A 15283-nucleotide genomic window follows, 5' to 3' on the forward strand; every position below is an offset into this window, starting at 1 on the left:
AAGGCGATGCTTTCCTGAAATCACCGACAACGGACAGACAATAGTGCAGATCAAATCCATCAAGGCCTACCATGTCGTTCAGTCCTTCGTGGACGGCCCCTACCGCATGTCAAAGGGGCGGGTCGCCGACTGCTTCGACGCGGTCATCGTCGCCATCACTTCCGATAGCGGCGTGACCGGCTGGGGCGAGATGGCGCCGCTCGGCAATTTCTACTCGGCCGCGTTTCCGGCGGGGACACGCGCGGGCGTGCCGGAGATCGCGCCGCATCTCATCGGCCAGGATCCGCGCGGGCTGGCCAGCATCGGCCGGCTGATGGACACGGTGTTCAAAGGCCATCCCTACATTAAATCGGCGCTCGACATGGCCTGCTGGGACCTGGCCGCACGCGCCGCCGACGTGCCCCTGGTGACCATGCTCGGCGGCCGCGAGAGCGATATGGCGGAGACCTACCGGGTCGTCACCCACGGCACGCTCGACCAGATGGCGGCACTGGCAAAAAGGATCATCGCCGAGGGCTGTCGCCGTCTGCAGGTCAAGGTCGGCGGCAATGTGCACGACGACATCGAGCGGGTAACGACGGTCGCCTCTGCCGTGCCGAAAGGTACGGTGATTTTCTGCGACGCCAATGCCGGCTGGACACCCTATCAGGCACGGCAGTTCGCCGATGCCACGCGTGGCATAGACTACACGTTCGAGCAGCCCTGCACGACGATCGAGGAGAACATGTCGGTGCGCCGCATGCTCGACAAGCCGATGGTGCTCGACGAATCCGTGACGTCGCTGGAAGAGATGCTGGAGATCCACCGCCTGGGCGCGGCCGACGGGTTGACGCTGAAGATCTCGCGGCTGGGCGGCGTGACCAGGACCCGGCAGATCCGCGACGTCGCCGTCGACCTCGGTTTCATGATCACGGTCGAGGACACAGGCGGCGCCGAGATCGACACGGCGGCGATGGCACATCTGTCGCTGTCTACACCGCAAGAGCGGCGATTGCATGCCATTGCCTTCCATGAATGGGTGACGGTGCGCACGGCCTTCAACGCCCCGCCGGTCACCGGCAGCCATATGGGCATTCCGGATGGGCCTGGCCTCGGCATCGACGTGGACCCGAGCCTGCTCGGCAAGCCTTTCTTCGAGATCGGCTGAGATGAAAATCCGCAGCATCAAGGCCACGCCGATCAATCTTCGCCTCGAAGCGCCCTATGGCTGGGTCTTTGGCGAGCTCGACGGCTTTTCGCAGACCATTGTCGAGGTCGAGACCGAGGATGGGCTGATCGGCCTCGGCGAAGCGCCGACGCCGGCGGCAGCCGCGATCATCAACGATGTTCTGGCCGAGCGCCTGGTCGGCCGCGATGCCTTCGACATCGCCGGCGCCGAATATGTCTGCCTGCCCTATTGGACCGGCGTGCAGTCGATCAACGATCGCACCCGCATCATGGCCTTCGGCGCCATCGAGATGGCGTTGTGGGACCTGCGAGGCAAGGCGTGGAAGCAGCCCCTCTACCAGCTGCTCGGCGGCGCCGTGCGCAAGGACATCCCGTTCACCGACTATTTTTCGCTGCGCGGCGACGGGCCCAAGGTGAAGGGCGAGACGACGCCTGAAGAAGTCGCCGACTATTGCGTCGAACTCAACGAGACGCACGGCACGACTTTCTTCGAAGGCAAATTCTCGACCGAGGATCCGAGGGTCTCGCTGAGAATGGTCGAGCTGATCCGCGAAAAACTCGGCGACGAGGCGATGATCCGCATCGATTCCAACCAGGCCTATTCGCTGGCCACCGCGCGGCGGCTGGCGCGGCCGCTCGAAGACCTCGGGGTGCGCAACTGGGAGGATCCCGTGGCGACGATCGAGGAGATGCGGCAGTTGCGGCAGCATTGCTCGATCCCGTTCTCGACCCACAACATCGATATCGCGCGCGCCATGGACCTCAAGGTTCCTGACGCCTTCGTCGGCAATCCGACAGCGCATGGCGGCATCGGCCGCCTGCTGCGCTTCGTCGGCGCCTGCGAACATGCCGGCGTCGATTTCTGGTGCTACAGCGGCGACAGCGGCATCGGCAGCGCGGCCTATCTGCATCTGTGCGCGGCGCTCGGCTGGATCCGGGAGCCGAACCAGTCGCTGTTTCGCATGCAGCCGATGGACATCACCGAAGAAGGGCCGTTTTCGCCGAGGAACAATGTCGTGCGCGTGCCGGAAGGCCCCGGTCTCGGCGTTACCTTGTCGCGGAAAAACCTCGCGGCCTGCCATCGCGACTTCACCGAGAACGGCCCGTGCAACAAATATCACGACCCGGCAAAGCCCGGAACATATCGCCGCCTGCCGCTGAACTAGGAGAAGGAAAGGAGACTAGCCGACAACAAGGGTCCGCCGCAGCGATTTGCATCGCCAAGGCAGCACCTGACGGGTGGAAGCATTTGCCTCAAGAAAATCTGACCCCTGCGCCGCAAGGATCGGATGGACCAGAAAAGACAGCATGCTACAGTCCCGGTCGACCGACTTCGTTGATGGCCGGGACAGGAGAACTCCACGGAATTTCGTCAACCGCAAGTGCATTCTTCAGCCATAAGAAACAAGGGGAAAGGGTTAAACCCATGAGCAAGAACTACCGCATTCTCGACCTGATCCGGCGCAACCGCTCGCCGCTCGAAAATCACCTTATCGACGGTCTCGTCGACGGCCGCGTCAGCCGTCGCGACTTCATCCGCCACGGCAGCCTGCTCGGCCTGTCGCTGCCGCTCCTGGGCGGCATCACCACGGCCGCCGGCTTCAGTGGCATGCCGTCGCTCGCCCGCGCCCAGGGCGCGCCCGGCGCCACCATCCGCGTCGCCAGCAGCGTGCCAGCGGCAGCCATCGACCCGGTCACCATCGCCGACGCCGGCGGCCTGCTGGTCATGCAGCAGGTTGCCGAGTTCCTCTGCGTCGATGGCCCGGACCTCGTGCTCAAGCCGGCGCTGGCCGAAAGCTGGAAGCCGAACGACAACGGCTCAGTGTGGACCTTCAAGCTGCGCAAGGGCGTGAAATTCCACTCGGGCGGCGAGATGAAGGCCGAGGACGTGGTGGCCAGCATCGACCGCCTTGCCGACCCGGCAAACTCGTCCAACGCGCTGTCGGTGTTCACCGGCATCCTGTCGAAAGGCGCCAGCAAGAAGGTCGACGACTACACGGTGGAGTTCCACCTCGACGCGCCGAACGGCAACTTCCCCTACATGCTGTCATCGGACAATTACAACGCCGTCATCATCCCGGCGAGCTACAAGGGCGACTACGAGAAGAGCTTCGACGGCACCGGTCCGTTCAAGGTCGAGAAGTACACGCCGAAAGTCGGCGCATCCTTCGTCCGCAACGAGAATTATTGGGGCGAGAAGGCCCTGCCCGATCGCACGGAATTCACCTTCTTCACTGATGTGCAGCCGATGATCCTGGCCCTGCAAGGCGGTCAGGTCGACATCATCAATCAGATGCCGGTCCTGGCCGGCGTCGCCCTGCTCAGCGATCCGAGCGTCGACATCATCAGCCTGAAGTCCTCGGCGCATCAGCAACTGCACCTGCGCTGCGACGACGGTCCGTTGAAGGACGCGCGCGTGCGCCGCGCCATCGCGCTCAGCATGGATCGCGACAAGCTGGTCGCCGGCCTGATGAAGGGTCGCGCCGTGGCGGGCAATGACAGCCCGTTCGCAGCGGTCTACCCGTCGACCGATACCGGCGTGCCGCAGCGCAAGCAGGACATCGCGCAGGCCAAGCAGCTGATGGAAGCGGCGGGCGTCGGCAATGGCTTCAAGATCACGCTGACCACCGAGCGCTACCTCGAAATCCCCGAATATGCCCAGCTCATCCAGAACTGGGTCAAGGAGATCGGCATCGAGCTCGAGCTCAACATCCTCGACCAGAGCGCCTATTACGGCGATGCGGTGTTCGGCAAATCGAACTGGCTGGATTCTGTGATGGGCATCACCGACTATGGCCACCGCGGCGTGCCGAATGTCTATCTCGCTGCCCCGCTGAAGAGCGATGGCACCTGGAACGCGGCGCACTTCAAGAACAAGGACTACGACGCGCTGGCGACCAGCTACATCGCGGCGCTTGATCTCGAGGCTCAAAAGGCCGACGCCGGCAAGATCCAGAAGCTGCTGCTCGAGGAAACGCCCGTTATCTTCGGCTATTTCTACGACTACCTGACGGCGACGGCGAAAGGCGTGGCCGGCGTACAGCCGACCGCCATGTCGCAGCTGTTCCTCGAAAAGGCGTCGAAGGCCTAAGCGGAGGCAGACAAGCCCATCCCGCGACCGCCAGCCCCCAGTAGGGGCTGGCGCTTTCGCTGCCAGGCCGAGGCAAGGCGCTGCGCGCCGGCCTGACGCGGAGCCTCGCGTTGCGGGACGATCGATCATTGCCCATGGAGTCCGAGACCCTGCTCACCACCATGCATTGGGGGACCTACGAAATCCGTGCCGAGAACGGCAGGCTCGTCGGCGTCGAGCCATGGAGCGGCGACCCCGATCCATCGCCGATCGGCGAGTCCATGCTCGGCACCGTGCAGGGCGACCTGCGTGTCTCCCGTCCCGCCATCCGGCGCGGCTGGCTGGAGGGGAACAGGTCCGGCGGCAAGGACGGACGCGGCAGCGAGGCTTTTGTCGAAGTCTCCTGGGAAACAGCGTTGGACATCGTTGCGTCCGAACTGGACCGTGTTCGCGTCGCGCATGGCAACAGCGCCATCTATGCCGGCTCCTATGGCTGGGCGAGCGCGGGACGGTTCCACCATGCCCAGAGCCAGGTCCACCGCTTCCTCAACACGATCGGCGGCTATACGAGCTCGGTGCTCAGCTATTCCTACGGCGCGGCCGAGATCATCCTGCCGCATGTGCTTGGCGGGACCGATGGCCTGACGGGCAATCATTCCACTTGGGACGGGATCGAGCGGCATAGCGAGCTGATCATCGCTTTTGGCGGCCTGCCCTGGCGCAATGCGCAGATACAGGGTGGCGGCGCGGCCCGTCACGAAGCCGCCGCGGCCTTGCGCAATGCCGTTGCCAACGGCGCCCGGCTGATCAATGTCTCGCCCGTGCGCGATGACGCACCGCGCGGCGTCGAGACCGAATGGCTGGCGCTGCGACCGAACAGCGACACCGCCTTGATGCTGGCCCTGTGCCATGTCCTCCTCGGCGAGCACCGTCATGACGAGGCGTTCCTGGCGCGCTACTGCACCGGTTTCGAGGCTGTGCGGGCCTACGTCCTGGGAGAAACCGACGGCCAGCCGAAGAGTCCGGCATGGGCCGCGGCCCTGAGTGGCGTCGCCGAGGACAGGATTGTCGCCCTGGCCAGGGAAATGGCCGCCAAGCGCACGATGTTGATGGTGAGCTGGTCGCTGCAGCGCGCCGACCATGGCGAGCAGCCATACTGGGCGGCGATCACGCTTGCCGCGATGCTCGGCCAGATCGGACTGCCGGGCGGCGGGCTTGGCTTCGGCTATTCATCGACAAATGGCGCCGGAAGACCGGAGATGGGATTCCGGTGGCCATCCGTGCCGCAAGGCAGGAACCAGGTTACGGACTTCATCCCGGTCGCGCGGATGGCCGACATGCTGCTCAAGCCGGGCGGTTCCTTCGAATTCAACGGCGCCGCGATGGCCTATCCCGACATCAGGCTGGTCTACTGGGCCGGCGGCAATCCGTTCCATCATCACCAGGACCTGAACCGGCTGGTCGAGGCTTGGCGGCGGCCTGAAACGATCATCGTCAACGAGCCCTTCTGGACGGCGACGGCGCGCCATGCCGACATCGTGCTGCCGGTCACCACGCCGCTGGAGCGAAACGACCTCGCCTTCTCGAACCGGGAAAACCTCGTCGTCGCCATGAAGCAAGCGATCGACCCAGTTGGGGAGGCGCGCGACGATTATCGGATCTTTGCCGACCTGTCGACGCGGCTCGGTACCGGCGAGGCCTTCATAGAAGGGCGCGCAGCCAGCGACTGGATCCGGTTGCTTTACGAGCAGGCCAGGGATAATGCCAACGCGGCCGGCGTCGGGATGCCTCCCTTCGACCGTTTCTGGCATGACGGCCACGCCGACCTTGCCCGGCAGGTGACGTCGCAGACTTTGCTCGGTTCCTTCCGCGCCGATCCGGAGCGCCATCGGCTGGCGACGCCATCGGGCCGCATAGAGCTGTTCTCGCAGACGATCGACTTCTTCGGCTATGACGACTGTCCCGGTCATGCCGTGTGGCGCGAGCCGAGGGAATGGCTGGGCAGCGAGCTTGCCAGCCGGTTCCCGCTGCATCTCCTGTCACCGCAGCCCGCCGACAAGCTGCATAGCCAGTACGATCACGGCTCGGTCAGCCGGGCAGGCAAGGTGTCGGACCGCGCGCCGCTGTGGATCAACCGGGCGGATGCCGCAGCGCGCGGTATCGTGGACGGAGCTGTCGTGCGCGTCTTCAACGATCGCGGAGCGTGCCTGGCAGGCGCCGTGCTGACGGATGGCCTGATCCCCGGCGTCGTCCAGTTGCCAACCGGTGCATGGTTCGACCCCTCCACGCCGGGACAGCCGCACAGTCTGGAAAAGCATGGCAATCCGAACGTGTTGACGCCCGACCGGGGGACGTCGCGCCTTGGCCAGTCACCGACCTGCAATTCGACGCTGGTCGAGGTATCTCGATTTGACGGAGCCGTCCCCCCGGTGACAGCCTTCGATCCGCCTGCCACAGTGCGTTTAGCCGATGTGCCCGGCCTGGCCGGACCGCAGCCCCATCACAAGGAGGCTTAGCCATTCTTTCCTTCTTTGCCCGGCGTGTTTCCCTGTCGCTTGTGACGCTGTTCCTGCTCAGCATCATGGTGTTCCTGGGCGGCCAGGTGCTGCCCGGCAATGTCGGGCGTGCGATCCTTGGACCGTTTGCCGACCAGCGCGCGGTCGACGCTCTCAATCATACGCTGGGCGTCGATCGCCCGCTGCTCACCCAATATGCGACCTGGATCTGGAATTTTGTCCGCGGCGACATGGGCACGTCCTACATCTTCCGCTCGCCGGTGGCGCCGTTCGTCATCGATGCCTTGGGCAATTCGATGAAGCTGGCGGCGGTCGCCTTCGTGCTGGTGGTGCCGATCGGCATTCTTGGCGGCGTCGTGGCCGCGCTCAACCTCAACCGCCCGCTCGACCGCATCATCAGCCTTGGCGGCCTGTCGGTGACAGTGCTGCCGGAGTTCGTCACCGGCATCATCCTGATCCTGATCTTCGGCGTGTGGCTGCGCTGGCTGCCGATCTCGGCGGCATGGCCCAAGGATGCCGGCTTCTTCACGCAGCTCTACTACCTGATCCTGCCGTCGCTGCCGCTGTTCCTGGTGCTGTTCGGCTATATCGCGCGCATGGCGCGTTCCGGCATGATCGAGGCGCTCGATTCCGACTATACAAGAACGGCGGTGCTCAAGGGCCTGCCCTGGCGCACGGTGATCTGGCGCCATGTGCTGCGCAATGCCTTGCTGCCGACCATCACCGTCATCGCCACCCAGACCGGCTATCTCATCGGCGGCCTGGTGGTGATCGAGACGCTGTTCCGTTACCAGGGCATCGGTTCGCTGATCTTCACCGCCGCGCGCGGCAAGGACTTTCCGATGCTGGAATCGGGAATCCTGACCATCGGCATCGTCTATGCCGTGGCGACATTGATCGCCGACTTCCTCTATTCCGTGCTCAATCCACGCATCCGGCTGGGGTCAGACCAATGAGCGCCGTGCAGATCACCTCTCCCCCACAGGACGGCACGCGCCGGCGCAGTCCCCTCGCGGAAGTCTTCTTCTCGCTCATGCGCTCGCGGACATTCCTTGTCGGCCTTTTCATCGTGCTGTTCTGGGTCGCCTGCGCGCTCTTCGGCGAGCACTTCGCACCCTACGACCCGCTTGCCGACGACATCATCAACGCGCTGGCGCCGCCTTCGTCCGAACATTGGTTCGGCACCGACCAGATCGGCCGCGACGTCTTCTCGCGCGTCATTGTCGGCTCGCGCGACATCCTCACCGTCGCGCCACTGGCGACCTTGCTGGCGACGGTTGCCGGCACGGCACTCGGCCTGCTCACCGGTTATTTCCGCGGCATTGTCGACGATGTCGTCAGCCGCATCCTGGAAGCCTTCATGGCCATCCCCGTGGTCATCGTCGCGCTGCTGGCCATCGTCGCGCTCGGCACCTCCAAGGCCACCGTCATCGTCGTCATCGGGCTCAGCTTCGCGCCGATCATCGCCCGCACCGTGCGCTCGGCGGTGCTGGCCGAGCGCGAACTCGATTACGTCGCTGCCGCGCAGCTGAGGCACGAGAGCGCCTTCCACACGATGTTCGTCGAGATCCTGCCCAACGTCATCCCGCCGATCCTGGTCGAGACCACCGTGCGGCTGGGCTACGCCATCTTCGCGGTCGCGACACTCTCCTTCATGGGCTTCGGCATCCAGCCGCCCTCACCCGACTGGGGGCTGTCGATCTCCAGCAATTACGGCATGATCGGCGGCGGCTTCTGGTGGACGGTGCTGTTCGACGCGCTCGCCATCGCCTCGCTGGTGATCGGTGTCAACCTTGTGGCCGACGGCGTTCATGGAGCGCTCAATGACTAACTCCGCGAAGGCGCAAAACGCGCTCGAACTCACCGATCTGTCGGTCGCCTACCGGGTGGCCGGGCGCAACCGCGCCGTGCTGCGCAATCTCAGCCTCAACATCGGGCAAGGCGAGGCCTACGGGCTGGTCGGCGAATCCGGCTGCGGCAAATCCACCGTCGCGCTCACCGTCGTGCGCTATCTGCCAAGAAACGGCTCGATATCGGGCGGCGCGATCTCGCTCGACGGCCAGGACGTGATGAAGCTCGATGCCGAGGCCTTGCGGCGCGCGCGGGCCGAAAGCGTGTCCATGGTCTATCAGGATCCAGGCAAGGCACTGAACCCGTCGATCCGCATCGGCCGTCAGTTGACCGAGATCTTCGAGCTTGGCGGCATAACGGGCCAGGCGGCCACCGATCGCGCCATCGCCATGCTGAACCGGGTGCGCATCTCCGATCCGCCGGGTGTCATGCAGCGCTATCCGCACCAGCTCTCCGGCGGCATGCAGCAGCGTGTGGCGATCGCCATGGCGCTGGCCAACGATCCCTCGATGCTGATCCTCGACGAACCGACCACCGGCCTCGATGCGACGGTCGAGGCCGAGGTGCTCGACCTCATCGTGCAGCTCAGGCAGGAGCTGTCGGCCTCGATCCTGTTCATCAGCCACAACCTCGCCGTCGTGTCCAACATGTGCGACCGGGTGGGCGTGCTCTATGCCGGCATGCTGGTCGAGGAAGGACCGACCGATGTCGTCTTCAACGATCCGCGCCATCCCTATACGGTCGCGCTTCTGCGCTGCCTGCCGCGCGGCGGCCAGCGCAAGGACCAGGGGCGGCTCGACACCATTCCGGGCTTCCTGCCGGGTATCGGCGCGGACATCAAAGGCTGTGCCTTCGCCGACCGCTGTGCCTTGGCGGACGACCGCTGCCGCACCGAATTGCCGCCGCTCTATGATCTGAGCGACGAGCGAGGCAAGCGCCTGTCGCGCTGCTTCCATCACGACAAGGCGCAAGCTTTGCCACGTGCCACACCGAGCGATGTGGCGGCAGCGCCCAAGCCGGCAACCGCACCGGTGCTGCGCGTCGCCGGGCTGAACAAGACTTATGCCAGCCACGGTCATCCCTTGCGCGCCGTCAAGGATGTCTCGCTCGATCTGAGGCCCGGCGAGACGCTGGGGCTGGTCGGCGAATCCGGCAGCGGCAAGACCACCTTCGCCCGGCTGCTGCTCGGCCTTGTGCCGCCTGACGATGGCGGCAGCATAGAGCTTGAGGGCAAGGCGCTGGCGCCGAAGCTGGAGAACCGTGGCGACGACCAGGTCAAGGCGATGCAGATCGTCTTCCAGAACCCGGACTCGGCGCTCAATCGCTCGCATTCGATCCGCCATATCCTTAGCCGCGCCTTGAAGCGGCTGGCTGGCCTCTCCGGCAAGGCGCAGGAGGCGCGCCTCGATGACCTCGTCCGCTCGGTACGCCTCACCGATCGGCATCTGGCCGTCAAGCCGCGCCAGCTCTCAGGCGGGCTGAAGCAGCGCGTCGCCATTGCGCGTGCTTTCGCCGGCGATCCGCGCATCGTGGTCTGCGACGAACCGACCTCCGCGCTTGACGTCTCCGTCCAGGCGGCGATCCTCAACCTGCTCGCCGATTTGCAGGCCAAGGAGGATGTCAGCTACATCTTCATCTCGCACGACCTTGGCGTGGTGCGTTACCTCTCCGACAAGATCGCCGTGCTCTATCTCGGCCGCATCATGGAGATTGGGCCGTCGGAGGAAGTCTTCTCCGGACCGCATCACCCCTATACCGAAGCGCTGCTGTCTGCCGTGCCCAAGCTCGACCAGACCGAGACGGCACGCATCAGGCTCGACGGTGAAATCCCCAGCGCCACCAACCCGCCCTCGGGATGTGTGTTCCACACGCGCTGCCCGCGCAAGATCGGCCCGATCTGCGAGCAACAGGAGCCGCCACTGGCCGAGGCACAGCCCGGACATTCCATCCGCTGCCATATCCCCTATGCGGAGCTGGCAAGGCTGCAGAAGCGGCTCGTGGCCGAACCGGCGTAGCGTGACATCGCAGCAGATGACCGCATGGGCCGGCCGGCTACACCTGGCCGGCCATGCCGAGCGAACGTTCACCTTCCGAAAAGCCCTGGCCTTTGGCCCAATCCTTGGCCAACGCACGCAAACCCGTCAGTGCGACATCCAGCACATCAGACGAAACCGGATTGGAAGGATAGGCAAGGTAGATCGGCCGCTGGAACACCGGCGCGTTGTCGATGCGCCGCATTTCCCCGCGTTCGACATGGCCGCTGACGGCGCTGAGCGGCAGATAGGCCGCCGCCTGCTGCGACAGCACGTGCTGAAGGCCTATGAAGACCAGCCCGGCTGAAATGGCCGGCTTGACCATATCGGCAAAGGCGCGGTCATGCTCGATGCGGAATTCGAGCCCCCAATCCATCAGTATGTAGTTTTCGGTCCATGGCTTCGTCTGCGCGGCGTGCTGGACAAGCACGACCTGATCGACGGCAAGCGTCTCATAGACGATGCCGGGATGCGGGCGCGGCAGATAGAGGATGCAGATGTCGAGCAGGCCTTCCGCCAGTTGGTCGATCGCCAGATCCGGAAAACTGCCTTCGAGCCGCAGCGCCACATTCGGCCGCCTGGCGCGCATCCACTCCACCCATGGCGAAGTGATGCGCTCCCACAGATAGGCGGGTGCTGTCAGCCGCAGCAGGCTGTCATAGCCATCGGGAACTGCGATATCCTGCCTCGATTGCTCCCAGGTGCGGGTGATGGAAGAGGCGTGCGGCAGGAACTGCCGGCCGGCCGGCGTCAGCGTGACGCCGTCGCGGTCGCGCACGAAAAGTCGGCGCCCCAACTGCTCCTCCAGCCCCCTGATCCGCGCGCTGACGGTGGACTGCGCAAGGTTGAGCCGGCTGGCCGCGACGGTGAAGCTGCCATGTTCGGCGACTTCCAGGAAACTACGCAGGTTCTCGGTATCCATGGCCACACCTCGCATCGAAAATTTCGATGACCCCTATCAAAAAATATCGCTTTCCGGTCGCGGTCAACAATGACCTAAATGGCAGATCCCCCGAGGGCAAGCGAGGAATGCAGCCATGCCAAGGCCTTTCGTGACAATCGACGCCGCCCGCAAAAATCTGACGGCAATCGAAAATTCCGCTGTCGACGAATTGCTGGCCGGCAGGCTCGACCGCCGCGATTTCCTGCGCCATGGCAGCGTTCTCGGCCTTTCCCTGCCATTCCTGGGCAGCCTTGTCGCCGCTGCCGGCCTCGGCACGCAAAAGGCCCGCGCCGAGGGCAAACCGGGCGGCACGGTGCGCGCCGGCGTCGCCACGCCGGGCGGCGCCATCGATCCCGTCACCTATTATGACAGCGGCAGCTACCAGCTGGTCTTCCAGACCGCCGAATTTCTCTGTGTCACGCAACCGGATCTCACCTTGAAGCCGGTGCTGGCGGAAAGCTGGTCGCCGAACGCGGATGGCAGTGTCTGGACCTTCAAGCTGCGCAAGGGCGTGAAATTTCACAATGGCGAGGACTTCAAGGCCGACGACGTGGTCGCGACCTTCGACCGGCTGGCCGATCCCAACGGTGCTTCGAACGCGCTTTCGGTGTTCAAGGGCCTGCTGTCGAAGGGCGGCACGCAGAAGGTCGACGACCACACCGTCGCCTTCCATCTCGATCAACCGAACGGCAGCTTTCCCTATTCGGTGTCGATCGACAATTACAACGCCGTCATCCTGCCGGCGAGCTACAAGGGCGACTACGAAAAGACCTTTGAAGGCACCGGCCCGTTCCGGCTGGAGAGCTACACGCCGAAGGTCGGCGCCACCTTCGTGCGCAACGAGGACTATTGGGGCGAGAAGGCGCTGCCCGACCGGCTCGAATTCAAGTTCTACGGCGACGTGCAGCCGCGCATCCTTGCGCTGCAGGCCGGCGAAGTCGATGTCCTCGACGCGGTGCCGCTCGATGTCAGCCAGGTGGTGCTCAACAACCCCGACATCACCGTGCTGCGCGTCGCCTCGACCGCGCACCGCCAGCTCCACATGCGCTGCGACACCGGCCCGTTCACCGACAAGCGCGTGCGCCAGGCGCTGGCGCTCAGCATCGACCGTTCCAAGCTGGTCGACGGCCTCTGCCGCGGCATGGCGGCGACAGGCAATGACAGCCCGTTCGCGCCGGCCTTTCCCGCCACCGACAAATCCGTGCCGCAACGCGTCCAGGATATCGCCAAGGCCAAGCAACTGCTCGAAGCGGCCGGCCTCGCCAGCGGCTTCGACATGACCCTGACGACGCTGCGCTATTCCGACATCCCCGGCTACGCGCAGCTGTTCCAGAACTTCGCCAAGGAGATCGGTGCCCGCATCGCGCTCAACATCGAGGACCAGGACAAATATTACGGCAAGGCGGTGTTCGGCCAGTCGGACTGGCTGGACAGCCCGCTCGGGATCACCGACTACGCGCACCGCAGCGTGCCCAACGTCTTCCTCAAGAGCCCGCTGGTCAGCGACGGCCCGTGGAACGCGGCGCATTTCAAGAGCCCGGCCTATGATGGCATGGTCACGAGCTATCTCAAGGCGCTCGACATCGGTGCGCAGCGCGCGGCGGCATCCGACATCCAGAAACTGCTGCTCGACGAGACGCCGGTGATCTTCAGCTATTTCCCGGATCTGCTGGTGCCGGTGCGCAAGAATGTCAGCGGCCTGCCGCCTATCGCCGCCGGGTTGCTGCTCGATCGCGTATCGCTGGGATAGAGGCTGGATTGGACAATTCTGCGTTTCGGGCGGTGAGGCTATGCCCTGGCAGGTTGCAAAGAGCGATGGGGGGCCATCGCTCGAGCCGCTCGATGCAAGAGAAACCCGCCGCCCGGAAACCCTCAGACACCATGGCTCAATCCAGGTTCATCTCGCTTTGCGCCAACGCTCGATGACAAAAGAAAAGAAACGGGAGACTACCATTCGCAAGCCTCATTTGCGCGGTCGCGGACCGCATTTCCCCCTGCTCGACACTATCGTGCAGTATGAGTCGGAACCCGGCTATGTCGCTTTCACCATGCCGACGCAGAAGCGGCTGCGCGTGCAGGTGGGATCGATGATCGTCGCCGACACGACCAAGGCGCTGGTGCTCTACGAATCCGACCATCTGCCGGTCTATTACTTCCCGATGAGCGATGTGCGCGAGGAGTTCCTGCTGCCCAGCACGACGACGACCGAGAGCCCGTTCAAGGGCGTCGCCACGCATTATTCGCTGAACACCGGCATCACGCTGGTCGAGGATGCCGCATGGCGCTATCTCGATCCGGTCAAAGGATCGCCTGACCTGTCGGACTACATGTCCTTCTATTGGCCCAAGATGACGCACTGGTATGAGGAAGACGAGGAGATTTTCGTCCATGCCCGCGATCCGTTCCGCCGGGTCGACTGCCTGCCGTCGTCGCGGCGGGTGCAGGTCATCCTCGACGGCGAGCAGGTCGCCGATTCACGCCGTGGCGTCTTCCTGTTCGAAACCGGCCACCCGGTGCGCCACTACTTGCCGATCTCCGACACGCGGCTCGATATGCTTACGCCCAGCCGCTACATTTCGCGCTGCCCCTACAAGGGCATCTCCAACTACTATCACGTGACGACGCCCAAGAAGCGGCACGAGAACCTCGTCTGGTACTATCCCGAGCCGGTGCACGAGGCCGAGCGCATCAAGGGCCTGGTCTGCTTCCACCACGAACTGGTCGACAAGATCCTGGTCGACGGCGTCGAGATCCCGAAGGAATTCACGGCTGCCTCGAGCGGCTATTTCTAGGCATCGCCCGCCCTCCCTTGTCGGCTTGCGCGCCGACCGCTTGATCGAAAGGCGGCTCCGCGCATACCTTCCCTATGGCAGGGAGGGCTATCGATGGATCTTTTCAAGCTGGACGGCGATGTCGCGCTGGTTACCGGCGCCGGCAGCGGCATTGGCCAAGCAATCGCGATCGGACTGGCTGAGGCAGGGGCCGACGTCGCCTGTTTCGGTCATGCATCGAAAGGCGGGCTGGAAGAAACCGCGCACCGGATCACGGCACTTGGGCGCAAGGCTTTGGTGCTGACCGGCACGGTCACCTCGCAGAGCGATCTGGCGGCGGCAATCGATCGCGTCGAGACCGAACTCGGTGCGCTGAGCGTCGCCGTCAACAATGCCGGCATCGCCGGTTCGGAACCGTCCGAGACCTTGTCGCTGGAGACATGGCAGAAGGTGCACGAGGTCAACGTCGCCGGCGTGTTCCTGTCCTGCCAGGCACAAGCCCGCAAGATGCTGGCGCGTCGCAAAGGCTCGATCATCAACATCGCCTCGATGTCCGGCACCATCGTCAACCGGGGGCTGACGCAGGCGCACTACAACTCCTCGAAAGCCGCCGTCATCCACATGTCGAAGAGCCTCGCCATGGAGTGGGCCGATCGCGGATTGCGCGTCAACGTCGTCAGTCCCGGCTACACGCTGACGCCGATGAACAAGCGGCCGGAGGTGGCTGAGGAGATCAAGATCTTCAAGCGCGACACGCCGATGGGGCGCATGGCCGCGCCGGAGGAAATGGTCGGGCCGACGGTGTTCCTGGCCAGCCGCGCGTCGAGCTTCGTCACCGGCCTCGATCTGATCGTCGATGGCGGCTACGTCTGCTGGTAGAACTATTCAACGGCGGCGTATCGGACTCGCCTTCGCCTGCAGTCTGAAATTGT

11 protein-coding genes are annotated in these 15283 nt (G+C 64.4%); 10 read left to right on the forward strand and 1 reads right to left on the reverse strand.

Features of this window, described 5'->3' with window-relative positions; genetic code table 11:
- Positions 1-43 precede the first annotated feature (43 nt).
- From FJ977_RS05005 to FJ977_RS05035, 7 genes are all read left to right on the forward strand, one after another.
- Positions 44-1147, forward strand: coding sequence for a mandelate racemase/muconate lactonizing enzyme family protein (locus tag FJ977_RS05005; protein WP_140769084.1), 1104 nt, complete (start codon positions 44-46; stop codon positions 1145-1147).
- 1 nt (position 1148) lies between these two features.
- Positions 1149-2333 (forward strand): mandelate racemase/muconate lactonizing enzyme family protein, encoded by a 1185-nt coding sequence (locus FJ977_RS05010; protein ID WP_140769086.1) that lies wholly within the window; start codon positions 1149-1151, stop codon positions 2331-2333.
- 260 nt (positions 2334-2593) lie between these two features.
- Complete coding sequence (locus tag FJ977_RS05015; RefSeq protein ID WP_140769088.1) at positions 2594-4258, forward strand: ABC transporter substrate-binding protein; 1665 nt, start codon at positions 2594-2596, stop codon at positions 4256-4258.
- Between the two features lie 134 nt (positions 4259-4392).
- Positions 4393-6753: a molybdopterin-dependent oxidoreductase gene (locus FJ977_RS05020; RefSeq protein ID WP_140769090.1), complete on the forward strand. Its 2361-nt coding sequence runs from the start codon at positions 4393-4395 to the stop codon at positions 6751-6753.
- A 2-nt stretch (positions 6754-6755) separates the two neighbouring features.
- Positions 6756-7709, forward strand: coding sequence for an ABC transporter permease (locus tag FJ977_RS05025; protein ID WP_081294671.1), 954 nt, complete (start codon positions 6756-6758; stop codon positions 7707-7709).
- Positions 7706-8584, forward strand: a complete 879-nt coding sequence (locus tag FJ977_RS05030) for an ABC transporter permease (RefSeq protein ID WP_140769092.1) — start codon at positions 7706-7708, stop codon at positions 8582-8584. Before FJ977_RS05025 ends, FJ977_RS05030 begins: the two co-directional genes overlap by 4 nt.
- On the forward strand, positions 8577-10619 hold the full coding sequence (locus FJ977_RS05035) for an ABC transporter ATP-binding protein (RefSeq protein WP_140769094.1): 2043 nt from the start codon (positions 8577-8579) through the stop codon (positions 10617-10619). Before FJ977_RS05030 ends, FJ977_RS05035 begins: the two co-directional genes overlap by 8 nt.
- A 37-nt stretch (positions 10620-10656) precedes the next feature.
- Here FJ977_RS05035 and FJ977_RS05040 read toward each other — a convergent pair whose 3' ends face one another.
- Positions 10657-11559 carry a LysR family transcriptional regulator gene (locus FJ977_RS05040; RefSeq protein WP_140769096.1) on the reverse strand — a complete coding sequence of 301 codons (903 nt, stop codon included), beginning with the start codon at positions 11557-11559 and terminating at the stop codon, positions 10657-10659.
- 115 nt (positions 11560-11674) lie between these two features.
- On the opposite strand from FJ977_RS05040, the gene FJ977_RS05045 reads away from it, so the two are divergent.
- The 3 genes from FJ977_RS05045 (at position 11675) to FJ977_RS05055 (ending at position 15230) form a co-directional block, all read left to right on the forward strand.
- A complete protein-coding gene (locus FJ977_RS05045) occupies positions 11675-13330 on the forward strand; it encodes an ABC transporter substrate-binding protein (protein ID WP_140769098.1) in 1656 nt (551 codons plus the stop codon).
- Between the two features lie 172 nt (positions 13331-13502).
- A complete protein-coding gene (locus FJ977_RS05050) occupies positions 13503-14372 on the forward strand; it encodes a DUF427 domain-containing protein (RefSeq protein WP_140769100.1) in 870 nt (289 codons plus the stop codon).
- A 93-nt stretch (positions 14373-14465) separates the two neighbouring features.
- A complete protein-coding gene (locus FJ977_RS05055; protein WP_140769102.1) occupies positions 14466-15230 on the forward strand; it encodes an SDR family oxidoreductase in 765 nt (254 codons plus the stop codon).
- Positions 15231-15283: the final 53 nt, after the last annotated feature.

The sequence above is a fragment of the Mesorhizobium sp. B2-1-3A genome, assembly GCF_006442655.1.
Lineage (GTDB): Bacteria > Pseudomonadota > Alphaproteobacteria > Rhizobiales > Rhizobiaceae > Mesorhizobium.